Source organism: Luteimonas chenhongjianii (assembly GCF_002327105.1).
Lineage (GTDB): Bacteria > Pseudomonadota > Gammaproteobacteria > Xanthomonadales > Xanthomonadaceae > Luteimonas > Luteimonas chenhongjianii.
On the sequence record NZ_CP023406.1, the window covers coordinates 366,511 to 390,860 of the forward strand.

General features: G+C 68.6%; 22 protein-coding genes. 15 read left to right on the plus strand and 7 right to left on the minus strand.

Going from position 1 to position 24,350, the window contains the following annotated elements; translation table 11 throughout:
* Positions 1–49: 49 nt before the first annotated feature.
* From CNR27_RS01685 to CNR27_RS15120, 3 genes are all read right to left on the minus strand, one after another.
* Positions 50–1,282 carry an FHA domain-containing protein gene (locus tag CNR27_RS01685; RefSeq protein WP_096296646.1) on the minus strand — a complete coding sequence of 411 codons (1,233 nt, stop codon included), beginning with the start codon at positions 1,280–1,282 and terminating at the stop codon, positions 50–52.
* 81 nt (positions 1,283–1,363) lie between these two features.
* Entirely contained in the window at positions 1,364–3,421 is a 2,058-nt protein-coding gene (sctV, locus tag CNR27_RS01690; protein WP_096296647.1) for a type III secretion system export apparatus subunit SctV, read from the minus strand.
* A 273-nt stretch (positions 3,422–3,694) separates the two neighbouring features.
* Complete coding sequence (locus CNR27_RS15120) at positions 3,695–4,135, minus strand: flagellar biosynthetic protein FliO (RefSeq protein WP_157745188.1); 441 nt, start codon at positions 4,133–4,135, stop codon at positions 3,695–3,697.
* A gap of 147 nt (positions 4,136–4,282) precedes the next feature.
* On the opposite strand from CNR27_RS15120, the gene CNR27_RS01700 reads away from it, so the two are divergent.
* Genes CNR27_RS01700 through sctT form a run of 6 tightly spaced genes read left to right on the plus strand, consistent with a single transcriptional unit; the run spans position 4,283 to position 9,005 of the window.
* Positions 4,283–5,314, plus strand: coding sequence for a sensor histidine kinase (locus CNR27_RS01700; protein ID WP_179948210.1), 1,032 nt, complete (start codon positions 4,283–4,285; stop codon positions 5,312–5,314).
* A gap of 2 nt (positions 5,315–5,316) precedes the next feature.
* A complete protein-coding gene (locus tag CNR27_RS15790; RefSeq protein ID WP_157745190.1) occupies positions 5,317–5,916 on the plus strand; it encodes a response regulator transcription factor in 600 nt (199 codons plus the stop codon).
* Positions 5,909–6,958 (plus strand): type III secretion system cytoplasmic ring protein SctQ, encoded by a 1,050-nt coding sequence (gene sctQ / locus CNR27_RS01710; protein ID WP_096296650.1) that lies wholly within the window; start codon positions 5,909–5,911, stop codon positions 6,956–6,958. The genes CNR27_RS15790 and sctQ overlap by 8 nt, the downstream gene beginning before the upstream one ends.
* A 3-nt stretch (positions 6,959–6,961) precedes the next feature.
* Positions 6,962–7,957 carry an EscR/YscR/HrcR family type III secretion system export apparatus protein gene (locus CNR27_RS15795; RefSeq protein WP_281253064.1) on the plus strand — a complete coding sequence of 332 codons (996 nt, stop codon included), beginning with the start codon at positions 6,962–6,964 and terminating at the stop codon, positions 7,955–7,957.
* Positions 7,954–8,220 carry a type III secretion system export apparatus subunit SctS gene (gene sctS, locus CNR27_RS01725; RefSeq protein ID WP_096296651.1) on the plus strand — a complete coding sequence of 89 codons (267 nt, stop codon included), beginning with the start codon at positions 7,954–7,956 and terminating at the stop codon, positions 8,218–8,220. Before CNR27_RS15795 ends, sctS begins: the two co-directional genes overlap by 4 nt.
* Positions 8,220–9,005, plus strand: a complete 786-nt coding sequence (gene sctT, locus CNR27_RS01730; protein WP_096296652.1) for a type III secretion system export apparatus subunit SctT — start codon at positions 8,220–8,222, stop codon at positions 9,003–9,005. The genes sctS and sctT overlap by 1 nt, the downstream gene beginning before the upstream one ends.
* A gap of 865 nt (positions 9,006–9,870) precedes the next feature.
* Here sctT and sctU read toward each other — a convergent pair.
* Positions 9,871–11,073 carry a type III secretion system export apparatus subunit SctU gene (gene sctU / locus CNR27_RS01740; RefSeq protein ID WP_096296654.1) on the minus strand — a complete coding sequence of 401 codons (1,203 nt, stop codon included), beginning with the start codon at positions 11,071–11,073 and terminating at the stop codon, positions 9,871–9,873.
* 261 nt (positions 11,074–11,334) lie between these two features.
* Here sctU and CNR27_RS01745 point away from each other — a divergent pair, with 261 nt between their 5' ends.
* The 4 genes from CNR27_RS01745 to plsB all read left to right on the plus strand — a co-directional run bounded on the left by CNR27_RS01745 (position 11,335) and on the right by plsB (position 16,168).
* Positions 11,335–11,646 carry a hypothetical protein gene (locus CNR27_RS01745; RefSeq protein WP_096296655.1) on the plus strand — a complete coding sequence of 104 codons (312 nt, stop codon included), beginning with the start codon at positions 11,335–11,337 and terminating at the stop codon, positions 11,644–11,646.
* Between the two features lie 64 nt (positions 11,647–11,710).
* Complete coding sequence (locus CNR27_RS01750; protein WP_096296656.1) at positions 11,711–12,388, plus strand: hypothetical protein; 678 nt, start codon at positions 11,711–11,713, stop codon at positions 12,386–12,388.
* 68 nt (positions 12,389–12,456) lie between these two features.
* The gene (locus CNR27_RS01755; protein ID WP_096296657.1) at positions 12,457–13,371 is read left to right on the plus strand and encodes a hypothetical protein; all 915 of its coding nucleotides are present in this window, start codon (positions 12,457–12,459) and stop codon (positions 13,369–13,371) included.
* A 43-nt stretch (positions 13,372–13,414) separates the two neighbouring features.
* Positions 13,415–16,168: a glycerol-3-phosphate 1-O-acyltransferase PlsB gene (gene plsB / locus CNR27_RS01760; protein WP_096296658.1), complete on the plus strand. Its 2,754-nt coding sequence runs from the start codon at positions 13,415–13,417 to the stop codon at positions 16,166–16,168.
* 414 nt (positions 16,169–16,582) lie between these two features.
* On the opposite strand, the gene CNR27_RS01765 is transcribed toward plsB, so the two are convergent.
* A complete protein-coding gene (locus CNR27_RS01765) occupies positions 16,583–16,795 on the minus strand; it encodes a YdcH family protein (RefSeq protein ID WP_233580263.1) in 213 nt (70 codons plus the stop codon).
* 163 nt (positions 16,796–16,958) lie between these two features.
* On the opposite strand from CNR27_RS01765, the gene cfa reads away from it, so the two are divergent.
* The 4 genes from cfa (at position 16,959) to CNR27_RS01785 (ending at position 21,274) form a co-directional block, all read left to right on the plus strand.
* On the plus strand, positions 16,959–18,101 hold the full coding sequence (gene cfa, locus CNR27_RS01770) for a cyclopropane fatty acyl phospholipid synthase (protein ID WP_096296660.1): 1,143 nt from the start codon (positions 16,959–16,961) through the stop codon (positions 18,099–18,101).
* 297 nt (positions 18,102–18,398) lie between these two features.
* Positions 18,399–19,304, plus strand: a complete 906-nt coding sequence (ttcA, locus tag CNR27_RS01775; protein WP_096296661.1) for a tRNA 2-thiocytidine(32) synthetase TtcA — start codon at positions 18,399–18,401, stop codon at positions 19,302–19,304.
* Between the two features lie 103 nt (positions 19,305–19,407).
* Positions 19,408–20,310: a recombination-associated protein RdgC gene (locus CNR27_RS01780; protein WP_096296662.1), complete on the plus strand. Its 903-nt coding sequence runs from the start codon at positions 19,408–19,410 to the stop codon at positions 20,308–20,310.
* Between the two features lie 184 nt (positions 20,311–20,494).
* On the plus strand, positions 20,495–21,274 hold the full coding sequence (locus tag CNR27_RS01785) for a M48 family metallopeptidase (protein ID WP_096296663.1): 780 nt from the start codon (positions 20,495–20,497) through the stop codon (positions 21,272–21,274).
* Positions 21,275–21,425: 151 nt separating this feature from the next.
* Here CNR27_RS01785 and CNR27_RS01790 read toward each other — a convergent pair whose 3' ends face one another.
* The gene (locus tag CNR27_RS01790) at positions 21,426–22,286 is read right to left on the minus strand and encodes an alpha/beta fold hydrolase (protein WP_096296664.1); all 861 of its coding nucleotides are present in this window, start codon (positions 22,284–22,286) and stop codon (positions 21,426–21,428) included.
* Complete coding sequence (gene hemH, locus CNR27_RS01795) at positions 22,283–23,266, minus strand: ferrochelatase (RefSeq protein ID WP_096296665.1); 984 nt, start codon at positions 23,264–23,266, stop codon at positions 22,283–22,285. The genes CNR27_RS01790 and hemH overlap by 4 nt, the downstream gene beginning before the upstream one ends.
* A 148-nt stretch (positions 23,267–23,414) precedes the next feature.
* Here hemH and CNR27_RS01800 point away from each other — a divergent pair, with 148 nt between their 5' ends.
* Complete coding sequence (locus tag CNR27_RS01800; protein ID WP_096296666.1) at positions 23,415–24,287, plus strand: lipid-binding SYLF domain-containing protein; 873 nt, start codon at positions 23,415–23,417, stop codon at positions 24,285–24,287.
* Positions 24,288–24,350: the final 63 nt, after the last annotated feature.

Genomic DNA, 24,350 nt, shown 5'->3' on the forward strand with positions numbered 1-24,350 from the left:
CTGACTTGGAATGTTGCAGGATGCGCGGCACCGATCGGCCGCATGGAATCTAGTGACGCGTCGTCGCCGCACCTTCGGCAGCCGGCGTTCGCGCAACCCGGTCACCGGCATTGACGTTCGAGACGACCGCCGCGAACCGCGGGTCCACGCCGTCATCTCCCGCGTCACCGTCCGCCGCCGCAGGCGCCTCGGCTACAGGTGGCGGGCCCGGGATGACCTTGGTCAACTGACCGTCGGCGCTCAGCACGTGAGCGAACTCGCCGATCGAAATGAGCTCGCCCTTCCCGGGAATCTTTTCCCCCGGCACGAACCGCGTCCCGTCCGACGCCAGCAGATGCGGGTTGGCGCCGCGCACGATGGAGACGATGTGGACCTCGGGCGGCTCATTCGCCTGCTCGAGTTCGTCGGCCGGAATCGCACCGCCCGGGGTTCGCGGCACGATGCGCTGGACGCCCGGGATGTCGGCCACCGCACGCGACCAGGCGATCCGTTCGATTTCGGCGCCATCCTTGAACTCGCCGACCACTTCCACATCGCCATTGCCGACGTAGCGCGCCTGCACCGGAATCGAATGGCCGCGAAACATCTCGGCGACATCGCTGGCGATGTTCTCGCCGGTGCGGATCTGCAGCGTGGCGTCGATGTTCTCGGCGCGCACCTGATTGCGCAGCCGCTCCAGTGTTGCGCTGTCGTCGACGGCGCCGGTCACCGTGGCGCGACCGTTCGCGGCGTCACTGATCTGCACATTGGCCACACGATGCTCATCCAGAAGCGCGGTCAACCGGTCGCGCTGCTCCGCGCTGTTGTCGGGTGCCGGCAGTACGGCGGCGAAAATCGCCAGCGAAGCCAGCGAAAGCGCTGCGGCCCCGGCGATCCAGGGCAGCTTGCGCACGAACGCGCTGCGCGGCGGCTGGGCCTCGTCGTCGGGGGCGAAGACGGTGACGAACGCATCCCACGCCGGGTCATCCTCGCGGCCGAACGCGATCACCGCCTCGCCGATGTGGATCGGCTGGACCGCGGACAGCTCCACGGGATCGCCCGGGTCAATCGCCTGCGCGCCGATCTTCACCGGCGCATCGAGCGCCCGCACCAGGAAGCGTCCACCGACCAGGCTCACCAGCGCGTGGTGGGCGGCCACGCCATCGTCGGCCAGCACGATGTCGCAATCATCGCCGCTGCCGACAAGAATCATCTCCTCGGACGCCAGCACGCGGCTCGCACCGGCATGCAGTCCGTCGACGATGCGCAGCACGTTGTGCGCCGTGGTTTGGTGCTCGGTCATGACAGTCCTCTCTTCGCCTGCGCGGCACCTGCCGACTCGACGGCATTCGCGAAGCGCTGGCGCCTGTTTGAAGCGGCTCGACTACGCATTGATCTGCCCCGCCTGCACGATGCGCAGGTCCGGCGCGAGTTCCTGGTAAGAAAGCACCGGCAGGTCGAAGAAGTCGACCTCCATGAGCTTGCGCAGGTGCCTTCGCACGTCCAGCGAACACAACAGCACCGGCTTGACCCCGGGCGCCTGACGGGCCAGGTGCGCGCGCACCTCGTTGCCCAGGCGTCCGGCCAGCTCAGGGGAGATTGCAAGTTGGCTGGCACCGCCCGCCACGCGGACCGATTGCCGCAACTTGTCCTCGAGTTCCGGATGGATCAACAGTACATGCAGGGTGCGCTCATCGTCTGAATAGCGATCCGCGATTTCACGCTTGAGCGCGACGCGCACGTACTCGGTCAACAGGACCACATCCTTCTCGCGCCCACCCACGTCGGTGATCGCTTCGAACGCATCGCGCAGATTGCGCACCGGCACGCCTTCTTCGGAGAGGCGGCGCAGCACGTCCGCGACGCGCTGCGGGGCGACGACACGCAACATCTCCTTGACCAGGTCGGGATAGTCGCGCTGCATCTTCGCAAACAGGTTCGACGTTTCCTGGATCCCCAGGAAACCGCCCATGCGCCGACGGATCGCCGCCGCTGCGTGGTTGCCCAGAACGTCAAGCGGCGCCTGAGTGCTCTCACTCGGCGTCTGTACCCATTCGCCGGCGACCACCGCGGGATAGAACCCGGCCAGCTTCGAGGCGTTCGCTGCGGTGTCGGGCTGCGGTTCCAGCACGGCATCGCTGCGCAGACGACCCGTTGCGATGCGCGCGCCGAACGCGGTGAGACGGTATTCGTCTTCGCCGAGCGTCGGCACGATGCGCAGCGATGGCACCGGCACCGGCACGCCGTATTCCTCGCGCAGACGCTGCGCCACATCGACGACCCGCGCTTCGAGGTTGTGGCCGCCGAGCGTCTGCGCCAGCAGTGGCGATACCTGCAGTTGCAGCGGCGGCGGAGGCGCCAGGTCGTCGCGTTCCATCGACTGCTGTGCGTCCGCCACCACCTCTTCGTCGGTGACACGGAACGCGCGGCGCAGCAGTTCGAACTGGTGGCGGTAGTGATAGGCGCTGAAGGTGAGCAGTCCCACGCCGAGCACGAGAAAGACCGCCCAGGGAAAGCCGGGAATCAGCGTCATCAGCAGCGCGAGGATGCCGGTGATCAGGATCACCCGCGGCTGGCCCGAGACCTGCCGCGTGATCGCGTCTCCCAGATGGCGGTCGTCGATCTCGCCCGTGGTGCGCGTGACGATGAGGCCGGCCGCGATCGTGGCGAGGATCGCCGGGATCTGCGACACCAGGCCATCGCCGATGGTCAGGATGCTGTAGACGTGGGTCGCCTCGGCCAGCGGCATGCCGCGCTGGAGCACGCCGATCGCGAGGCCGCCGAGCAGGTTGATCAGGATGATGACGATGCCGGCGATGGCGTCGCCCTTGACGAACTTCATTGCGCCGTCGAGCGAGCCGTGCAGCTGGCTTTCGGTCTCAAGCAGGCGGCGCTTGCGGCGCGCTTCGTCCTTGTCGATCAGGCCTGCGCGCAGATCGGAGTCGATCGACAGCTGCTTGCCCGGCATCGCATCGAGGGTGAAGCGGGCGGCGACTTCGGCGACGCGCTCGGCGCCCTTGGCGATGACGATGAACTGCACGACGGTGATGATGAGGAACACCACCATGCCGACCACCAGGTTGCCGCCGGCGACCAGGTTGCCGAAGGTCTCGACGATGTGGCCGCCCTCGGCGTGCAGCAGGATCGAGCGGGTGATCGCGATCGAGATGGCCAGCCGGAACAGCGTGGTCAGCAGCAGCACGCTGGGGAAGCTGGAGAACGCCACCGGCGTCGGAATGTAGATGCCCAGCAGGAGCAGGCCGAAGCCGATCGAGATGTTGACCGCGACCAGCGTGTCGAGGATCACGAGCGGCAGCGGCAGGATCATCACGCTGATGATCGTCACCGCCGCGAAGGCGAGGACCACATCGCTGTAACCGAGCTTGGCGCGGGGGGCGGCGCCGGCGGGAGCCCCGGTCAGCGTGGCGAGTAACGCCCTCATCCGGGCACCGTCAGGTCGGGCTGGCGCCATGGCGTCCCTGCGTCGCTTCCCGAACCGGGAAACGCGCGGGAACCGGGGGTCCCACACCTGCTGGTGTCCATTCGGCGCATCTTGCCCCTGACCTCGTGCGTCACATTGTGCCCCTGTACGATAGCCGGGCTATGTTATGAACAGGTCAAACCAATGTTGCAACCACGATCCGATCAAACTGTGCTGCCGGGGTGAAGACGGCCGCCGCAAGTCTCCGGACTGCAGCGTCAGGCTCACAGCGATTTAACGATGTCCGTCGATATTGACCGGCAGTTCAGGGGACGCAGCAGCAGTGGATGAAACAGGGGTTTGCAGATCTTCAGGGGCCATATCGGTGACGAAATTCACTGAATGGGCGCCCACGCCGATCGCGAAGACACGGCCGCCCCGGGATTTCACCAGTACGAGGCGTTCGCGGGGTCCAACGGGCAGGATCTGCACCACCGACAACGGGGCATCACTGCCCGACAAGCCGTAACGCCGACGCAGAAGACGCAGCAGGAAGAGCAGGCCCGCGATGATCAGTACCAGCGGAATCAGGATGGCAAGCAATTCGCCAATGAATGAATCACCGGGTGTTGGCGCGGCCGCGGCGGGAGCGACGCCGGCCAGCGCGAGTCCAGGGGCCATGACGGCGGCAGCGGCCAGAGGGAAGCAGAAGCGGGACGAGCGTGCGTGGACCATGGGGACTCGGAGCAAGGGCACCCGGGCGGTGCGCCGCCACGTTAGCAGCGAACCGATGTCGCGCAGCGCATGACGCCATCCCCCGGTTCTCGTCGTCCCGGCGCCGCGCGCGCCCCCGCCAGGCCCGCCACAGAGGCTGCGCGGGCGTTGAACGAGGTCCTCGAGGCGGTACCGTTCGCCTGCGCGGCCTTCGACCGGGCGACCGGCGCGCTGGTCGCCGGCAACAGCCGGTTCGAGGCCGACCTCGGCACGCTGCCCGGCCATGCCCAGCGCGACGCCCTGCTGGCCACGCTGTATGGCGAGCTCAGTGGCGACGCGCGTGGCCAGGAAATCCGCGCACCCGGCAGCGGCCGCTGGTACGCGTTGCACTGGCGTGAGCTCGATTGCGGGGACCGTGCGCTGTCACTGCTCACCGCGGTCGACATCAGCGAGCGCATCGAAGCGCTCGACTCGCACAGATCGCAGCAGGAGAAACTGCTTTTCACCTCGCGGATGATGTCGGTCGGGGAGATGGCGGCAACGCTTGCCCACGAACTCAACCAGCCGCTGGCGGCGATCGTGAACTACCTCAACGGCAGCCTGCGCCTGGTCTCGCAGGCCGGCGGCCCGGTGCAGGTGGAACGTGCCCTGATGGCCGCACGCACCCAGGCCGAACATGCCAGCGCGGTGATCGCGCGGGTGCGCGAATTCGTCCGGGCGCGGGAGCCCAGGCGCGATGCGCAGGACCTGCCGCTGATCGTGGACACGGTGCTCGAACTGTTGCGGCTGGAGGCCGAACGGATGCAGCTGCGGGTGGAACTGGCGCTCGCGGGTGGGCTGCCGGCGGTCTACGCGGATCGCGTCATGGTCGAACAGGTCCTGCTGAACCTGGTCAAGAACGCGATCGAAGCCATGCGCGAAGTGCCTGCCGCGCAGCGTGGCCTGCGCATCGAGGCCCGCGTGAACCTCGACGGCGACGTCGAGGTACGCGTCTGCGACCGCGGGCCAGGCCTGAGCCAGGCGGAAAGCGAACAACTGTTCTCGCCGTTCTACACGACCAAATCGGATGGACTCGGGATCGGGCTGGCGATCTGCCGGTCGATCATCGAGTACCACGAGGGCCGCCTGTTCTTCGAAGCCCGGGACGGCGGCGGTAGTGTGTTCGGCTTCACGCTGCCGACGCCCGACAGGAGGATGTGAGCATGCCCGCGACCACGTGCATCTATCTCGTCGACGACAACGACGGCTTCCGCGATTCCACCGCCTGGCTGCTGGAGACCGCTGGCTTCGAGGTGCGGGCATTCGCATCCGGCGCCGCGTTCCTGACCCTGTTCGACAACACCCGGCACGGGGATGGCGAATGCCTGGTGTCGGACATCCGCATGCCGGAAATGAGTGGTCTGCAGCTGCAGGACGAACTGCTGCGGCGCGGCTCGACCCTCCCGCTGGTGTTCGTGACCGCACATGGCGACGTGCCGCTGGCGGTCGAGGCAATGCGCAAGGGCGCGTCGAACTTCCTCGAAAAGCCCTTCAGCGACGACGCCCTGATCGGCGCGCTCCGCACCGCCCTGAGCCGGGAACGCGTGCAGGCCGGGTCGCCGCAGGGCGCCGTGCTGGCGAAGCTGAGCCCGCGCGAGCGGCAGGTGCTCGATCTCGTGGTGGCCAGCAAACCCAACAAGATCATTGCCGACATCCTCGGCATCAGCATCAAGACCGTCGAACTGCATCGGGCCAACATGATGAGCAAACTGGGCGTGCGATCGCTCCCCGAACTGATGAAGGTGGCGTTGGGCCATGGCTGACGCGATGACGGGGCGTGCCGGTCCTACGCCGCTGCGCGAGCGCCTGCCGCGGCTCTCGCCGGTCCAGGCCGACACCCTGCGCCAGCTGCATGGGCGCCCGCGGCAATGGGTCACCCCGGCCGGCACCCTGCGTCTTCGCGCCGGACGCGCACCGCGGCCGGATGGAACGGACGCCGGCGTCTTCGAACTCGATGCCGACGGCACCCGCCTGGGCCTGCGTCTGGCCTCGCATCCCGCCGCCGACGGCGACGCCCTGCACTGGCAGGATCGCGACGGCCGCGCGCGCGTGCTGGCCTGGAGCCTCGCCCACGAGGCGACGCTGGTGCAGATCAGCGATGCGCTCGGCACCTCGTTGTTGCCGCTGCCCGACGCGCCGCCGCCCCCGGCCGCGGACGTGGTCTGGATGGACCTGGACATCGCCTCGCCCGATGGCGCCGCCGCGGTGCACGGCAGCCTGCGCGCACCGGCGACCTGGCTGCAGGACCTGCTCTCCCGAGCCGACGCCGGGCCGCGTGTGCCGGTCGATCCGGGCGCATGGCGCCAGCTGCCCGTGATCGCGACCGTGGCGATTCCTGCACCGCCGCTCACCGTCGCCGATGTCCGCAGCCTGCGCCCGGGCGATGTCGTGGTGGTCGGTCACGTTCGCCTGCCGCCCTTGCATGCCCACGCCGCCGGCCTGCGCTGGCCGGTGCGTGCCGGGCCGGACGGATGGCGCATCGACGGCCCCGCCGCCCCCCACCCCCGTTTCCAGGAGATGCCCCGCATGAGCGAAACCGACGCGACCGACACCCCGACGACGGACGAAGCGCCCGCCGCAGAAGACCCGACGGGTCGCCTGCCGGTCGAGATCGAGTTCGAAGTCGGCAAGCTCGAACTCCGGCTCTCCGACATCGCAGCCCTGCAGCCCGGTTACGTGTTCGCGCTGCCTGCGCATCTCGAAGGCGCCAACGTCACGATCCGCGTCAATGGCCAGGTGACGGGCCAGGGCGAACTGGTCGCGGTCGGCGACACGCTGGGCGTCCGCCTGCTGTCCTGGAGCTGAGGCATGGATTTCAGCACGTTCTCGCCTGCACTCGTCCTGGTGACGGTGGTCAGCCTTGCGCTGGCGCCGTTCGTGGCCGTGATGGTGACTTCGTTCACCAAGATCGTCGTGGTGCTCAGCCTGCTGCGCAACGCACTCGGCCTGCAGCAGGTGCCGCCGAACGTGGTCATCAACGGCCTGGCGATCGTGCTGTCGATCTACGTGATGTACCCGGTGATCCTCGACGTCAACGAAGCCGTGCAGGCCCGTCTCGAGGGCCGGCCACCGCCGGCCTCGGTGCAGCGCCAGATCGATGCCCGCGCACAGGCGCAGGCCGTCCGCGAAGGGCGGCCCATCGAGGTGCGGCCTGCCCCCCCCGCCGCGGACCCTGCCGAAGCGCCGGCAGCGGCGAGCCCGGCAGCGGCCGACGCGCTGGCCGCCGAAGCGCAGGCACGCAACGGCGGCGAAGCGGTCGACCCGATGTTCTCCGCTGTGCGTGGCGGGTCGAGCAATGATCCGCGTGCACCGCAGGACGATGCGCAGCCGCAGGGTCTGGCCGAAGAGGTCACCCGCCCCGGCAGCACGCAGGCTGCGCCGGCGGCATTGAGCGGAAGCTTCGACACCAATCGCATGCTGCTGATGATCGACGCGGGCAAGGAGCCGTTGCGCACGTTCCTGATCCAGCACTCCAGCGATGCCGAACGCGCGTTCTTCCTGCGTAGCGTGCAACGCATGTTGCCGCCGGAGCGCCGGGCCGGCCTGACCCCCGACGACTTCATCGTCATCGTGCCCGCCTTCACCGTCAGCGAACTCACCGCCGCCTTCCAGATCGGCTTCCTGATCTTCCTGCCATTCCTGATCATCGATCTGGTGGTGGCCAACATCCTGCTCGCGCTCGGCATGATGATGCTCTCGCCCACCACCGTGTCGCTGCCCTTCAAGCTGCTGCTGTTCGTGCTGATCGACGGCTGGGCGAAGCTGGTCCACGGCCTGGTGCTGACCTATGGAGTCGCCGGATGAGCGATGTCCTGGAGTTCACCAAGGAAGCGTTGTGGCTGGTGCTGTTGCTCTCCGGGCCGCCGGTCGCAGCGGCCGCCCTTGTCGGCCTCGTCGTTGCCTTCCTGCAGGCGGCCACCCAGCTGCAGGAGCAGACGTTTCCCTACGCGCTCAAGCTGCTCGCGGTGGTGATCACGCTGTTCGTGACCGCCTCGCTGATGGGCGGCACGCTGTACGTGTTCGCCGATCGCATCTTCATCGATTTCCCCGGCCTCGTGCGGCGCTGATGGACTTCGGCAGCAACCCCATGCTGGCGCTCGCGCTGACCTTGCCGCGCATCGCCGGTGCGTTCCTGATGCTGCCGCTGCTGACCACCGAGACGGTCCCGGCGATGGTGCGCAACAGTTTCATGGTCAGCCTGGCGATCGTCGCCATTCCGATCGCGCTTGCCGGCGCGCCGCCGATCGAAGCCGCCGGGACTGCGCACTGGTCGGCGATCGTGATCAAGGAAACCTTCATCGGCATCTCGATCGGCTTTTGCTACGGCATCGTGTTCTGGGCCATCAGCTCGGCCGGCGTGATCATCGACACCCAGGTGGGCATGTCGATGGCGCAGATCTTCGATCCCATCCAGGGTCACCAGACATCGTTGCACGGCGAGTTCCTGTCGCAGTTCTCCACCTGGCTGTTCATGGCCAGCGGCGCCTTCCTGGTCTTCCTCGAGCTGTTGATGACCAGCTATACGGTCTGGCCGGTCATGAGCTTTTTTCCGGATCTGCGAATGAGCGGGATGGCCCTGTTCGTCGGCCAGTTCGGCTATCTGATGACCGCGATGCTGCTGATCGCGGCGCCGGCGATGGTGATCCTGCTGGTCATCGACCTGTCCTTCGGCCTGGTCAACCGCTACGCGCCGCAGCTCAACGTGTTCGCGCTGACGATGCCGATCAAGGCCTGGCTCGCGACGGCGATCCTCCTGTTGATGATCGGCGTGTTCGTGGAGATCGTGATGACGCGGCTGGTCGACAACAGCGGACTGATCGAGGCGCTCAAGCACGCGTTCAACGCGGCGTAGCCGCGCGGGGTGCAGCGGTCCGGTCTGAAGTTGCTGTTCTTTGACGACCCAGCGCTCGTCGTTTCAACCTTCGGCTCCGGCTTGGGCTTGGGCTTGGCAGCGGCTTTTGGCTGTGGATGTGGCTGTGGCCGTGGCTGTGGCTGTGGCTGTGGCTGTGGCTGTGGCTGTGGCCGTGGCCGTGGCCGTGGCTTTGAGCTTCGGCTTTTGATCTCAATCGAGCCGTAAAGCGAGCCGAGCACCGCAGCATGACGCGGCCGTAGAGGCGCCCATGTCTGAGCGCAGCGAGTTTGGGCGCCGTGCCGCGTCAGGCGAGGAGCGCAGGGAACCGATGCGACTCCATCGCATCGGCTCGCGTCCGGCGAAAGGACTTTTTGGTTCCTTTTTGGTCCTTCAAAAAGGAACTCGCACGCGGCGCGTGCGAAAGCTCTGCACTTGCCATGCTTTCGGAATCCTTCATTGACCCGCAACGTGGGTAAAGCAGGAACAGAGCTTCCGCGCTGTCGCGCGGCTCACTTTTGTCTTGGCAAAAGTAAGCAAAACCGTCTTCGCCGGACGCGATCCGCCGCGATACAGCCGCGGCGGGCCACTGCGCTTCTCGGTCGACAGGGCACGCAGCCCAAACTCGCTGCGCTCAGACATGGGCTGCTCTACGGCCCCGCCGCCCTGCGATGCTCGGCTCGCTTTACGGCTCGGGTGAAATCAAATGCTCAAAGCCAAGCCAAGCCAAAGCCGGAGCCGGAGCCGGAGCCGGAGCCGGAGCAAAAACCGGAAGCGAAAGCCCAGGCGCCGCTCAAGCCGAGCAAACTGCAGAGGCACAGCACGTCATGCAAAACCTCTCATCGAGGACGCACGCGCGGCACAACTCCTACCGCATCGGATCCCGCGGATCTTCCAACCGTTCGATCACCCCTGGATCCTCCGCCAACGGAGGCGCCGGGGTGTCGGGATCGGCCAGTCCGATCTCCTCTCGCATCGCCGGCGGCGGATCGAACGGCGGTGGTTCGGGCCGATGCTCGCCGATGCGCACGCCCTCGGCCCAGAACAGCACCTGCGCGACGGCCTCGAAGAAGTCGTCGCTGATGTAGTCGTCGATCTCCACGCGCGCATTGAGCCCACGCGCGAGCGGGACGTTCTCGAGGATCGGGACGCCGGCTTCCTGGGCGACGCGCTTGATCTCTTCGGCGACATGACCCTCGCCCTTGGCCACCACCAATGGCAGGTCGTCACCCTGTTCGTACTGCAGGGCAACCGCGATGTGGGTGGGATTGGTCACGACGACATTCGATCCGCGGACGGCGTTGAGCATGTTCTGCTGCGACCACTCCTGGTGCAACTGCTTGCGCCGCTGCTTCACGTAGGGGTCGCCTTCGTTCTCCTTGACCTCCTGCTTGATGTCGCGCCGGCTCATGCGCAGCTTCTTGATGTAGGAGAACTTCTGGTAGGAGGCATCGAGTGCGGAGACGAAGAAGAAGACGAAGATCGTCCAGATGCCGATCCACTTGAGCGCATGCCAGATCGCGCTGCCGATCGCCGCCGGCCGCGCGAAGGGCAGATGCAGCAGGCTGGGCAACATGCCCCACAGCACGAAGCCGCCGATGGTGATCAGCGCCGCGCTCTTGAGCACGCTCTTGACCAGCTCGACGAGGTTGTCCATCGAGAACATCTTCTTGAGGCCGCTGACCGGATTCATCTTCGACAGGTCCGGCGTGACCTTCTTCATCGTCGCCACCGGCCCCACCTGCAGGAATTCCACCAGCAGCGCCAGCAGCACCGCCAGCAGCAGCAGCGGCAGGGTCATCGCCAGGAATGTCTGCGCCGCGAGCGGCACGATCGTCTGCAAGGCAAGATCGAAGGGCTGGTTCATCACCAGCAGTGCCGATTCGAACAGGCCGCTGACGCGCCGGAACATGTAGCCCATCAGCATCCAGCCGCCAGCCAGCCAGCCCATGATGAGGACGGTGCTCGTCAGCTCCCGGCTCTTGGCGACATTGCCGTCCTTGCGCGCGTCCTTGAGCTTCTTGCTGGTCGGCTTCTCGGTTTTGTCGGCGCCTTCGTTTTCCTCGGCCATCCGCGCTCCGGTGCATCGCACACGCGGCCTCGCCGCGTCGGGACAACGAGGCTAGCATGCAGGCGTGGCGAGGCCAGTTGAGCTGACCGACACCGCCGGTCCGTGCCCGCCGGCCAACCGGCGTTCAGCCGCCGCGCCCCGGTTGCGGCGACCCGGGGGCCGACCTAGGGGCAGCCCGAGATAGCCCTTGCATTGCACCGACGCTACAGTCCCGCCATCGCCGCACAAGCGGCCATCGGCAACCCAGGCCCATCCCAGCCCATGAGCAGCATCCCCTCCGACGCGAGCTTCAATGCCGCCAGCTTCGACCGGCTGGGTGGACATGTCGGGCTCGACGACCTGCGCGCGCCGCAGGGCGGAGGGCTCCCGGCGGCCGAGGGACATGCCGATCCGCTGCGTGGTCCACAGGCTGATCCCGGCGAAGACATCCTCAATCTGGCGGCGTGGGACGGCGTTGCCGCCGGCGATCGCCTGCTTTCAGGCGACGTCGCCTTCGAGGCCCGCCTGTCCGCGATCGACCTGGCCCAGGCCGTCGATCAGGGCACCGACGCCATCCTCGACGCACTCGCCTGAGTGACCGGTTGAGCAGCTGGGGTAGAGTCCGGCTCCCGCCGTACCGGATCCCGGTCTCCCGCCGATGAACGCCGTTCCTTCCGCGCAGTCTCTCCGCGACGCAGCCGACCGCATGGTGTCGACGCTCGCAGCGCACGCCGATCCCGAATACCGCCTGGCGGTACTCAAGCGCCTGGTGCGGCGGTTGGGGGAGGACCGCTACCCGGTGTTCCTGCGCCTGCTCGGCGTGGTCGCCGAGAGCGACGACGCGCGCGCCCAGCGCCTGCTCGCCGACACCATCGGCACTGCGCTGCGTCGCATGGACCTGCCAGGCGGCGCGCTGAGTTCCTGGGGCGCGACCCAGCTGCCCGATAGTGGCGCGCCGCTGTCGGCGAGCGCGCTCTCCGGTCAGTTCTTCGGTGGCACCCCGCGCCGCCTGCTCGGCCCGGTGGAATACCTGACGGTGTGGCACCTGCAGCGCACCCAGCGCACGGCGCTGTCGGCCGAGACCTTCCGGACCAGCCTGTCGCGGATGATCGCGCTGCTCAACCAGTCCGAGGACGCGCGCACGCTGTATCCCCAGAAGCTGGCCGTGGACGCGCAGAACGAGCTGGAGGGCGCCTACACCCGGGCAACCCGCGAGCGGCTCGCAGCCATCGCCTCGGCCTGGAAGGCGGGTCGCAGCCCGGACGAGATCGCCCAGGCCGCGCTCGATGCGCGTGCCGCCGACGCCCCGCACGGGTGGGTGCTTCGCGACCTGTGAGGCGCATGCTTGTCCGGCAATCAGCCGGCCAGCAAGATGCGTGTCCCGGCCTCCCGCAGGACCCCCCCATGTCCCTGACCGCCCCCGCGCCGCGCCATCGGCGACGGCATACCCGCACCGCTGCCCTGCTGCTGCCCCTGGCGCTGTGGCTGGCGGGCTGCGCGCGGGAGTCCGAGACCGAGGAGGCGGTCACCCACGGCGGCGCGACGCCCGTGGAAGCAGTCACCCTGCTCACCGGGCATCTGCGCAGCAACGATCTGGCCGCGTTCGCGCACGATGCGGTGACGCCCGACCTCGTGCCGCGTCTGGACCAGGCATGGCGCGAAGGCCGGACGCGCTGGCCGATCAGCGAATTGCCGCTGTCGGCGCAGCTGCCGGCATTTCTGCAGGCGCTCAGCGCGCCGCAGGCCGAGCACGCGCTGATGCAGAGCTTCAATCGGCAGTTCGCCGGCGCCTCGCGCGAGTTGCACTCGGCCGCGATCGCGCTGGGTGCATTCGCGATCCAGTACCTCGAGCAGAGCGGCGACTTCAGCGAAGACGAGCGGGCCCACTACACCCAGCTGGTCGCCGCCGCGAGCGACTGGGCCGGCTCGGCACCGCTGGCGGATGGAGACCTCGCGCGGGAGACGGTCGTAGCGCTGGTGGCGGCGGCCCGCGAAGGCGCAATCGACAGCGATGCGACGCTTGGCGCGGCCGGCATGCAGGACGGTCTGGCCCGGCTCGGACCGCTGATGCGGGCCGGCAAGCAGAGTCTCGCTGCGTACGGCCTCGACCTCGACCAGACCTTCGACAGTGTGGAGGCCACCCTCGAAAGCCAGAGCGGGGACGTCGCCCGGGTGCGCATGCGCTATCTGCTTGCCGGCCGGCCGGTGGACGCGGTGATCAACGTCGAACGCCACGGCGGCCGCTGGTTCATCAGCGACTTCCTGCGCCATGCGCGCGAGGCCGCAGGCCCGCTGGCCGCGGCCTCGTCCATCCCCTGAGCCGGGGCGCCGCGCCAGGGCCCCGCCCCGCCACACGGGCATAATGCCGACGATGCCTGACCAACCCCATCTCCAGTTCCCGGGCGGCGACGCCGACCGGCGCCCCGAACCACGACCGGCGGACGCCGATGCCGTGCCCGGATCCCGGGCAGCCGGCTCCGGCGGCCCGGACACGGTCGAGGCCGCGGACCCGGCCAGCGCCGACGTGGACGCGGCGGACGGGTCGCGCACCGTGGGCGTCACTCCACCCGCGCCGCCGGTGCCGCTGGCCCCGCCACGCCGCGCGGCCCGGCGCCTGTGGTGGGCCGGGCTGCTCGAGCGGATCATGCAGCCGTGGATCTCGCTGAAGGTGGAGCCGCAAGCGCCTGATGCCCTCGTCGATCACCGGCCCATCTGTTATGTGCTCGAGGACTACGGCCTGTCGAATGCGCTGATCCTGGAGCGTGCCTGCCGCGAATCCGGACTGCCGTCGCCGCTGCAGCCCCTCCCGGGCGATCCCCTGGGCCGCAAACGCGCCTATGTGGCCCTGTCGCGGCGCAACGCCGGCGGCGCGCTGGCGATGGCCACCGGCCAGCCGCAGTCGAAATCCACCCACTCCGAATCATTGGCGCGCCTGCTCGAAGCGCACCGCCGCGACCCGGCGATGGATGTCCAGGTGGTGCCGGTCTCGATCTTCGTCGGCCGCTCGCCGGACAAGAACAACGGCTGGTTCGCGGTGCTGTTCTCCGAGAACTGGACCATCGTCGGACGCTTCCGACGCCTGCTGGCCATCCTGCTCAACGGCCGCGACACGCTGGTGCGTTTCGCCGATCCGGTCGACGTGCGCCCGCTGCTGGCCGAGGGCCTTGATGCCGAGCGCACCGTGCGCAAGCTCTCGCGCGTGCTGCGCACCCATTTCAACCGGGTGCGCGAGGCGATCATCGGGCCGGATCTCTCCACCCGCCGCCTGCTGGTCGACAAGGTGCTCTCCTCGCCGTCGGTCAAGGACGCCATCGCCGACCAGGCGCGGCGCGACAACAGCAAGCCCGAGGATGCCTGGAAGAAGGCGCACGCCTACGCCTACGAGATCGCAGCGGACTATTCCCATCCGCTGGTGCGTTCGGCGAGCTTCCTGCTGACGACGGTCTGGAACCGCATCTTCCGCGGCGTGCTGGTCCACCACCTGGACCGCTTCAAGGAGGCCGCGCCCGGGCACGAGATCATCTACGTGCCCAGCCACCGCAGCCACATGGACTACCTGCTGCTGTCGTACCTGTTGTACGGCCGCGGCATCGTGCCGCCGCACATCTTTGCCGGCGTCAACCTCAACCTGCCCGTGATCGGCACCCTGCTGCGCAAGGGCGGCGCGTTCTTCGCCCGCCGCAGCTTCCGCGGCAATGCGCTGTATTCGGCGGTGTTCTCCGAATACATGGCGCAGCTGGTGGGTGGCGGCTACTCGATCGAGTACTTCATCGAGGGCGGGCGCTCACGCACCGGCCGCCTGCTGCCACCCAAGGGCGGGGCGCTGGTGATGACGCTGCGCGCCTATCTGCGCGAACCGCGCAAGCCGGTCCTGTTCCAGCCGGTGTACATCGGCTACGAGAAGCTGATGGAAGGCAGCAGCTATCTCGACGAGCTGTCGGGCAAGGCCAAGAAGAAGGAATCGATCTGGCAGCTGCTGTGGAGCATCCCCAAGGTCCTGCGCAGCAATTACGGCCAGGTGGTGGTGAACTTCGGCGAGCCCATCCAGCTCAATGCGGTGCTGGCCGAGCTCGCGCCCGCATGGGACGGCCGGCCGATACCCGAGGACGAAAAGCCCGCATGGCTCGCCCACACGGTCGACGTTCTGGCCGAACGCATCCACGTCAACATCAACCGCGCCGCCGACGTCAATCCGATCAACCTGCTCGCGCTCGCGCTGCTGTCGACCCCCAAGCACGCGATGGGCGAGGCCGACCTGCTCGCGCAGATCGCGCTGTCGAAGCAGCTGCTGGTCGATGTGCCGTATTCGGACCGGGTCACGGTCACGCCGCACACCCCGAAGGAAATCGTCGCGCACGGCGAGGAGATCGGCGTACTCGAGCGCGTCGCGCATCCGCTCGGCGACGTGTTCCGCGTCGACGACGAGACCTCGGTGCTGCTGACCTACTTCCGCAACAACGTGCTGCATCTCTACACCGCCTCGGCGTGGATCGCCTGCTGCTTCCTGCATAACCGCCGCATGAGCCGGCACACGCTGCTGCGGCTGGGGCGGACGATGTACCCCTTCCTGCAGGCGGAGCTGTACCTGCCCTGGGACGAATACACCTTCGCCGAGCGCATTGCGCTGACGCTGGAAACCTTCGAGCGCGAAGGATTGCTCGAGCGCGTCAGCGACGACGATGACGGCGTCTACGCCCGCAATGCCGGCCAGACCGACGAAGTCTTCCGCCTGCGCGCGCTGAGCCACCCGCTGCAGCAGGCGTTCGAGCGCTACTACATCGCCATTTCCGTGCTCGCCAAGAACGGCCCCGGCACGCTCGGCGCCGGCGAACTCGAGAGCCTGTGCCAGCTCGCCGCACAGCGCCTGTCGCTGCTCTATGCGCCGGCCGCGCCGGAGTTCTTCGACAAGTCCCTGTTCCGCGGCTTCATCCAGAAGCTGCGCGAGCTCGGACTGGTCCGGCTCGACGGCAACAGCAAGCTGGTGTTCGACGAGCGCCTGACCCACTGGGCCAAGGACGCCAAGGTGATTCTGGGCCGCGAATTGCGGCACTCGATCGAGAAGGTGAGCCCCGAGGCGGCCAAGCCCGCAGGGCCCGCGGCGGCCGCTACCGGGTAGGACGATCCGCGAGCTGACGTGCCCACGGAGTCCTGGGTCGGACATGTGCCAGTTCGACCGCCGATACGGCGGCAGGCTCCCGGAACGTGGCGGGACGCTAGCAACGGGGCTGCTGCGCACTCATCCTGCAACGCAGCAAAAATCAGCCAGCGCCTGCTCCAAGCGGCTGATGGAAATGGAATTCGGTGATTGCACCGCTGGCCATCCGGGACAGAACGAGCGTTGATCCGGAATGCTTTCCACCGGTCCCGAGCCCGGCAGCGTGACCGGCAGTCCGGGCGGCCGCGCACCAGATGGCTCTACCCCGGAGCGCCTCGGCAACGGAGCGGCGCATATCGAATAGGCCAACGTCGTCGCGCAACTGCCGATATCGCGACCGGACGGACCTCGCCCCGGTACGCATCGGCACGGGCTTCAGGCCGGCTCGTCGGGAATCAGATCCGACTCCAGCCGGGCAATGCAGTCCTTGAGCTGCAGCTTGCGCTTCTTCATGCGCTGCAATGCCATCGCCTCCGGGGCAGGACCGGCGTGCAGGTCAATGATCGCCTCGTCGAGCTGCCGGTGCTCGGCGCGCAGGCGCATCAGCAACGTCGCGGGACTCGGCATGTCGGGCATTTGGGGCGACATGCCGGCAGCTTATCGCATCCGCAGCAGGCGCTGGACGCACCCGGTGGGCAGGCGCAAGATCACCGGGCCTGGTGGCGCGATGCGGCGCCGGGGTGCGGTGGATGTGGCGGCGCAGGAATGCGCTTTTTCCCGACGGATCGTGGACCAGCGAGGCACAGCGGCTATGGCGGCAGTGCGACATCACCCATTCCGTGCACGCCTGCAGTCGCTGCTGCGACCGGCGGACGTGCGTATCGACGGCGATCGTCCATGGGACCTGCAGGTCCATTCGCCGCGGCTGGCAACGCGGCTGCTGGCGGGGGGCTCGCTTGCACTTGGCGAGTCGTACATGGACGGCTGGTGGAATACCGGCTCGCTCGATGACTTCCTCTACCACCTGCTCGACGCGCGCATCGACCAGCGCGCGCATGGCGTCGCCGATATCTTCGACGCGCTGCGCGCACGACTGTCGAACCTGCAGACGCGCGCGCGCAGTTTCGAAGTCGGCGAGCGCCACTACGACCTGGGCAACGATCTCTACCGGGCGATGCTGGGCGCACGCATGGTCTACAGCTGCGGCTACTGGCGCGACCGCGGCGGCATGCCGCTCGAGAGCCTGGATGCCGCCCAGGACGCCAAGCTCGACCTCGTCTGCCGCAAACTCGGGCTGCAGCCGGGCATGCGGGTGCTCGACATCGGTTGCGGTTGGGGCGAAGCGCTGAAGTTCGCGGCCGAACGCTACGGGGTCGTCGGCGTCGGCATCACCATATCGCGCGAGCAGGCCGCTCTGGCGGAACAGCTGTGCGCGGACCTGCCGGTGGAGATCCGCGTGCAGGACTACCGCGCCCTCGATGAACGCTACGACCGCATCCTGTCCATCGGCATGTTCGAGCACGTCGGCGTCCGCAACTACCGGACCTACTTCGAGGTCGCGCAGCGCTGCCTCGACCCTGAGGGCCTGTTCCTGCTCCACAGCATCGGCGGGAGCCGCTCGGTCAACCGCACCGATCCATGGATCGCGCGTTACATCTTTCCCAACTCGATGCTGCCGTCGGCGGCGCAGGTGACCGCCGCGCTCGAGGGACTGTTCGTGATCGAGGACTGGCACAACTTCGGGGCCGACTACGACCGCACGCTGCAAGCCTGGAGGGCCAACATCGAGGCGGCGTGGGATTCCCTGCCCGCGCGCTACGACGAGCGGTTCCGGCGCATGTGGCGTTACTACCTGGCCGGCTCGATGGCCTCGTTCCGCGCGCGCCGCAACCACCTGTGGCAACTGGTCCTGTCACCGGGCGGCGTACGGGACGGCTACGTGGCGCCACGCTGAACGGCTGTGCGCAAGCACCGGGGCGACGGTTCCCTGCCAGCGCCGCCATCGGGGAAAGAGGGCTCGCCGGGCGGGTCCACGCCGGTAACGCCGTGCGAATGCGCTACACGCCCGGGGAGCTGACTGCATGACGCCTGCCCCAGGCGCCCCTGCCCCCTCGGCAATCCCCGGCCGGGTGCTGCCAGGGACGTGGGCCGGGGCGCTCCGTTCAGCACGCGGGGCCCTGCTGGCGCACCCCCGGCACGCGCGACAGGTGGCGGGGCGCGGGTACGGGGAGCGCCCGGTAAACTGCTCGGCATGAGCACCGTCCTGCCCCTGCCCCTGCATGACCCGACATCTCGGGCGCGCGATCCGCGCCCGGCCCCGCCCGCCGCCCAGCGCCTGGGCAAGCGCCTGCGCCACCAGGTGGGCCGCGCGATTGCCGATTTCGGCATGATCGAGGACGGCGACCGGGTCATGGTGTGCCTGTCGGGCGGCAAGGACAGCTACACCCTGCTCGACATCCTGCTGCAGCTGCAGAAAAAGGCGCCGGTGTCGTTCTCGATCACCGCGGTCAACCTCGACCAGAAGCAGCCGGACTTTCCCGAGCACATCCTCCCCGCCTACCTGTCGTCGCTGGGCGTGGACTTCCACATCATCGAGCAGGACACCTATTCGGTGGTCAGCCGGGTCATTCCCGAGGGCAAGACGATGTGCTCGCTGTGCTCGCGGTTGCGCCGCGGCGCGCTGTACAGCTACGCCGAGCAGCACGGCTTCACCAAGATCGCGCTCGGTCACCACCGCGACGATCTGGTCGCCACGTTCTTCCTCAACATGTTCTTCCACGCCAAGCTCAGCGGCATGCCGCCCAAGCTGCGCAGCGACGATGGCAAGCACGTGGTGATCCGTCCGCTGGCCTATGCGGCCGAGGCCGACATCGCCGCCTACGCCGACGCCATGGCCTTCCCGATCATTCCCTGCAACCTCTGCGGCTCGCAGGAAAACCTGCAGCGCAAGCAGGTGCAGCGGATGATGGACGCGTGGGAGCGCGAGTCGCCGGGGCGCATCGAGACGATCGCGCGCGCGCTCGGCGACATCCGGCCATCGCAGCTCAGCGACCCGAAGCTGTTCGATTTCCTCGCCCTTGACGCCGCACTGCCCGACGCACCGCGGCCGCAGGCGCAGGCCTGGTCGACCGACGACACCGGGACAGCGATGTCCTGAAACGCCACGGTGCGCGCGCCCCCGGCATGCCCACCCTCTTCCGCTTGTTCCACGGCCGCAGCGACCGCTGCGCCGCGCCCCTTCCACTGGATGCCGCACACCGATGTTCTTTCGCAACCTGACCCTGTTCCGCTTTCCCACCAACCTCGACCTGTCCGAACTCGACGCACGCCTGGCCGAATTCCCGCTCAAGCCGGTCGGTCCGCTGGAGATGTCCTCGCGCGGCTTCATCTCGCCGATCAGCCGCGATGCCGAAGCGATGACCCACCGCATCGAGGACGCGATCTGGCTGACCGTCGGCGGCGAGGAGAAGATCCTCCCCGGCCCGGTGGTCAACGAACTGCTGGCCCGGCGCATCGAGGAATTCGAGGACAAGCAGGGCCGCAAGCCGGGCGGCAAGATGCGCAAGCAGATGAAGGACGACCTGCTGCAGGAGCTGATGCCGCGCGCCTTCGTCAAGCCGCTCCGCAGCGATGCGCTGATCGACACCCAGCACGGCGTGGTGGTGGTCAACACCTCCAGCCGCAAGAGCGCCGAGAACGTGGTGTCGGAGATCCGGACCGCGCTGGGCAGCTTCCCCGCGCTGCCGCTCAATGCCGAAGTCTCGCCGCGCGGCGTGATGACCGGCTGGATCGCCGGCGAGCCGCTGCCCGACGGCCTGACGCTCGGCGAGGAATGCGAGCTCAAGGACCCGTCGGACCAAGGCGCGATCGTGCGCTGCCAGCGCCAGGACCTGCAGTGCGAGGAGATCACCCGTCATCTCGACGCCGGCAAGCAGGTCACCAAGCTCGCGCTCAACCTCGACGACCACGTGTCGTTCGTGCTCGGCGAGGATCTGATCGTGCGCAAGTTCAAGCTGCTCGACGGCGCGCTCGACACCCTCGAGCACACCGACAACGACGACATGCGCGCCGAGCTCGACGCCCGCTTCGCGCTGATGCGTGGCGAGTTCAAGCGCCTGTTCACGGTGCTCGAGGGCGCGCTGAAGCTGTCGAAGGCGGAATAGCCCCCGCCAGGTCCCGCGCACGCTGGAGCACGACGTCCTGCGCGGGACCGACGGCGGCTCGATGGTCGGCGGCCGACGGCCGGCGATCGACCACGTTCGCGCTTGCGACCACACTCATCTTGAACCCGCGCGCCGCGCGCGGCGTCGCAACGGTGGCGTCGCAGGCAGCGCATACAATCCGCACATGCCGTCCCCGTCACGCCTGCTGTCGCGTTCCGCGAAGCCCGCTTCGATCCTGCGCGACTCGCTGCGACTGACCCTCGAGGACGGCCGTGAGATCGAGGTGCTGCGCGTGCGTGATCCGCGCGCGCGCCGCATTCGCCTCAGCATCAGTGAGCGTGGCACGCGCCTGACCCTGCCGCTGCGGGCGAGCCTCGTGTCCGGCGACGTGTTCCTCCAGCAGCACCGTGGGTGGCTGGCCGCGCAGATCGACGCGCATGGCGCAACGCTGCCGCTGCAGCGCGGGATCACTGCGCATCTGCCATTGCACGGCGACCAGCGCCCGCTGCGCTGGGAGGGCGGACGGTTCAGCCATGTGCGCATGGATGATGACGGGGCGCTGACCTTCGTGTCGCCCGAACACGCCGGCGCCGCCGCGCTGCAGCGCGCGTTGCGCGAGTTCTACGAAGCCCGGGCGCGCGCCGACATCGGCCGCTGGCTGCCGGCCTATCTGTCCGGGCTCCCGCGCGCGCCTTCGCGCATCCGGCTCAAGATCATGTCGTCGCAGTGGGGTTCGCTGGCGCCCGATGGCACGCTCACCCTGGACCTGTCGCTGGTGCTCGCAGCGCCATCGGCCTTCGAGTACGTGCTGGTCCACGAACTCTGCCACCTGATTCACGCCAACCATTCGCGTGACTTCTGGCGCGAGGTCGAGGCGCGCTGCCCGGGCTGGCGCGACGAACGCGACTACTTCCGCGAACACGGGCGACGGCTCAAGGCCGAGCTGCACGCCCTGCTCTCCTGACCCGCGTCTGCACGGAGGCGCCGGGGCCGCGGACCACCAGCGATCGCACTCACACCATCGATCGCAGGTGAGGCGCCTGACCACGGCGCGCCCGGCCAGCGCCGCCGCAGAGAGAGAGATTGCCGACTCCCGTGCGCCACACCGGGATCGCTCAGCGCAGCAGGAAGTCGCCGATCACCGAGGCCACCTCGGCGGGCTGCTCCATGTGCAGGTGATGGCCGCCGGAAATCACCGTCAGTTCGCCGTCGGGCAACAGTCCCGCGCGACGCGTGCGGTCGGGTTCGGGCAGGTAGGGCTGTGGCGGATCGGCGTAGATCACCCGCGCGGGGCACTCGATGCCGGCGATCAAGGCATCGACCTGGCCGGGCGTCATCCGCACGGCGGTAGGAATGGTCAGCCGCGGGTCGCTGCACCAGACCAGCCCGCCGTCGACCGCGCGCACGCCGCGCTCGACCAGCAGGCGCGCGACCGGCTCGCTGAGCCCGTTGACGCGCATGCGCGCGCGCACCGGAGCCTCGACATCGGGAAACACCCGCAGCGCACGCGTGCCCTGCCCGCGCGACGCCGCCACCGCTTCGCGCAGGCGCGGCACGGTGCCGGACTCGGGTTCGGGCAGCGCACCGAGTGCTTCGATCGCCACCAGCCGCTCGATGCGTTCGGGTATGGCCGCGGCGACGAGACTGGCGATCCCCGCCCCCATCGAATGGCCGAGCAGCGCAAAACGCTCCCAGCCCAGCGCATCGGCGATGTCGAGCACCTGGTGGACCGCGCCGACGAAGGTGTAGTCGGTGCCGACCGGCATATGCGCACTGCGGCCGTGGCCGGGCAGGTCGGGGGCCACGAGATCGAGCCCGTCGAGATGCGCTGCCAGCGGCACGAAGCTCGCGGCGTTGTCGAGCCAGCCATGCAGCGCGAGCACCCGGCGGCCACCGGCACGGCCGAAGCGCAGGCCGCGCACGGTACCGATGCCGATCTCGACCTCGAATGGCTGGCCCGGTCCGGCCGCCGTCATGCCCAGTCGGCCAGATCGCGTCGCGCCAGTGCCGCCAGCGCCGCCGCATGCGCGGGGCTCTCGTTGAGACAGGGGATGTAACGCAGGTGCCGGCCTCCGTGCGCGCGGAAGATCTCGGCGTTCTGCAGTGCGATCTCCTCCAGCGTCTCCAGGCAGTCCACCGCGAACCCCGGGCAGACGACGTCGACGTCGCGCACGCCCGCAGCGCCCAGCGCTTCGAGGGTCTTGTCGGTATAGGGCTGCAGCCAGGGTTCGCGGCCGAAGCGCGACTGGAAGGTCAGCATAGCCGCGTCCTCGGGCAGCTCCAGCGCGCGCACGATCGCATCGCAGCTCGCGCGGCATTGCGCGGCGTAGGGATCGCCCGCGTCCGAGAGGCGCTGGGGAATACCGTGGAACGAAAACAGCAGGCGCTCGCCGCGTCCATGCTGCGCCCAGTGCGCGCGGATCGATGCCGCGACCGCCTCGATCCAGGCGGGATCGAGATGGTAGTCGGCGCGCATCCGCGCGCGGCCCGAACTGCCGAACACCCGATCGACGACGTCGCCGACCGATGCAGTCGTCGTGGTCGAATACTGCGGGTAGAGCGGCAGCACCATCACCCGTCCGACGCCGTCGGCATCGAGCGACTCGAGCGTCTGCCGCAGCGACGGCTTGCCGTAGCGCATCGCATGCACCACCTGCGCCTCGGGCATCTGCCTGCGCACCGCGTCCGCCAGGCGCGCGGTATGCACCGCGAGCGGCGAGCCGTCGGCCATCCACACGCCCGCATAGAGCTTGGCCACGCGCGGTGAGCGGAAGGGCAGGATGACGAAGTGCAGGATCGGGCACCACAGCCAGCGGGTCAGTGCGACCACGCGGTGGTCATGCAGGAATTCGGCCAGGTAGCGGCGCACCGCCTTTGCGGTTGGCGCGTCGGGCGTGCCGAGGTTGACGAGCACGACCGCGTCGCGCGCCGCCTGCGGATTCGGAGATTCGGACATGGGCATAGGATGGCAGGCGCACCCGCGCAATGCAGCGCCGGTTGCCGGGGGAAGAACTCATGCGCGATTCATTGCTCCGTCACTAGCCTGAATCCGTTCAGCCTGCGCGCCCTGCGCCGTGCGATTCGCGCCCTTTACCGGAGTTCCCATGACCCGTTCCCTCCGTCACACCGTGCTGGTCGCTGTCCTCGCCGGTGCCTTCATCGCCGGTCCCGCGCTTGCCGGGCCGACCGAGGACGCGCGCGCACAGAACGCGGTGCGCGTGCTCAACGAGATCCAGGCAATTCCCGAATCCGGCATTCCCGACAAGCTGCTGGACGAAGCCCATGCGATCGTCGTCATTCCCGACACCATCAAGGCCGGCCTGATCATCGGCGGCCGCCGAGGCCATGGTCTGATGTCGGTCAAGACCGCGGACGGCACCTGGTCGAGCCCGGCCTTCGTCAAGATCACCGGCGGCAGCATCGGCTTCCAGGCGGGCGTGCAGTCCTCGGACGTCGTGCTGGTGTTCCGCAACCAGCGCAGCCTCGACTCCATCGTCAACGGCAAGTTCACCCTCGGCGCGGATGCCGGCGTGGCCGCCGGCCCGGTGGGCCGCAATGCCGCGGCGCTGACCGATGGCCAGCTCAAGGCGGAGATCTGGTCGTGGTCGCGCGCGCGCGGCCTGTTCGCCGGCGTCGCCCTCGATGGCGCGGTGCTGCAGATCGACGACGATGCCAACATCGCCGTCTACGGCAGCACCACCACGCCGCGCGCGATCCTGGAGAACCGCCCGGGCCGGCCGCCGTCGAATGCGGTGGTGGATTTCCGTGACCGGCTCGAAGAAGCCAGCGCGACCGCGCGGGTCGCACGCGGCGGCACCGGCGTGCCGGTCAACCGCAGCGTGGCGCCCGCGCCCGTGGTCCGCGACGTCCCCGCGACGACCACCGCGCCGATGCAGGCGCAGAACCCGCCTGCGACGCAGGGCTTCCAGAACGTCGCCGACCAGCCGGCCACGGTCGAGCCGTTGCCCGAGTACTGAACGCCGCGACCCGCGCTGCGCAGGGCGCCGGCGCGGTGCGTTATCCTGCCAGACCACCCGCAG

Bases quoted from the DNA above. Each gene is read 5' to 3' on its own strand.
- CNR27_RS01685 (WP_096296646.1), bottom strand. From the start codon at position 1,282: ATGACCGAGCACCAAACCACGGCGCACAACGTGCTGCGCATCGTCGAC.
- CNR27_RS01765 (WP_233580263.1), bottom strand. From the start codon at position 16,795: ATGTCGCCCCAAATGCCCGACATGCCGAGTCCCGCGACGTTGCTGATG.
- plsB (WP_096296658.1), top strand. From the start codon at position 13,415: ATGCCGACGATGCCTGACCAACCCCATCTCCAGTTCCCGGGCGGCGAC.
- sctT (WP_096296652.1), top strand. From the start codon at position 8,220: ATGGACTTCGGCAGCAACCCCATGCTGGCGCTCGCGCTGACCTTGCCG.
- CNR27_RS01755 (WP_096296657.1), top strand. From the start codon at position 12,457: ATGTCCCTGACCGCCCCCGCGCCGCGCCATCGGCGACGGCATACCCGC.
- CNR27_RS15795 (WP_281253064.1), top strand. From the start codon at position 6,962: ATGGATTTCAGCACGTTCTCGCCTGCACTCGTCCTGGTGACGGTGGTC.
- CNR27_RS15790 (WP_157745190.1), top strand. From the start codon at position 5,317: ATGCCCGCGACCACGTGCATCTATCTCGTCGACGACAACGACGGCTTC.
- sctU (WP_096296654.1), bottom strand. From the start codon at position 11,073: ATGGCCGAGGAAAACGAAGGCGCCGACAAAACCGAGAAGCCGACCAGC.
- sctQ (WP_096296650.1), top strand. From the start codon at position 5,909: ATGGCTGACGCGATGACGGGGCGTGCCGGTCCTACGCCGCTGCGCGAG.
- sctV (WP_096296647.1), bottom strand. From the start codon at position 3,421: ATGAGGGCGTTACTCGCCACGCTGACCGGGGCTCCCGCCGGCGCCGCC.
- CNR27_RS01750 (WP_096296656.1), top strand. From the start codon at position 11,711: ATGAACGCCGTTCCTTCCGCGCAGTCTCTCCGCGACGCAGCCGACCGC.
- CNR27_RS01780 (WP_096296662.1), top strand. From the start codon at position 19,408: ATGTTCTTTCGCAACCTGACCCTGTTCCGCTTTCCCACCAACCTCGAC.
- sctS (WP_096296651.1), top strand. From the start codon at position 7,954: ATGAGCGATGTCCTGGAGTTCACCAAGGAAGCGTTGTGGCTGGTGCTG.
- CNR27_RS01790 (WP_096296664.1), bottom strand. From the start codon at position 22,286: ATGACGGCGGCCGGACCGGGCCAGCCATTCGAGGTCGAGATCGGCATC.
- CNR27_RS15120 (WP_157745188.1), bottom strand. From the start codon at position 4,135: ATGGTCCACGCACGCTCGTCCCGCTTCTGCTTCCCTCTGGCCGCTGCC.
- CNR27_RS01785 (WP_096296663.1), top strand. From the start codon at position 20,495: ATGCCGTCCCCGTCACGCCTGCTGTCGCGTTCCGCGAAGCCCGCTTCG.
- hemH (WP_096296665.1), bottom strand. From the start codon at position 23,266: ATGTCCGAATCTCCGAATCCGCAGGCGGCGCGCGACGCGGTCGTGCTC.
- CNR27_RS01745 (WP_096296655.1), top strand. From the start codon at position 11,335: ATGAGCAGCATCCCCTCCGACGCGAGCTTCAATGCCGCCAGCTTCGAC.
- cfa (WP_096296660.1), top strand. From the start codon at position 16,959: ATGGCGGCAGTGCGACATCACCCATTCCGTGCACGCCTGCAGTCGCTG.
- CNR27_RS01800 (WP_096296666.1), top strand. From the start codon at position 23,415: ATGACCCGTTCCCTCCGTCACACCGTGCTGGTCGCTGTCCTCGCCGGT.
- ttcA (WP_096296661.1), top strand. From the start codon at position 18,399: ATGAGCACCGTCCTGCCCCTGCCCCTGCATGACCCGACATCTCGGGCG.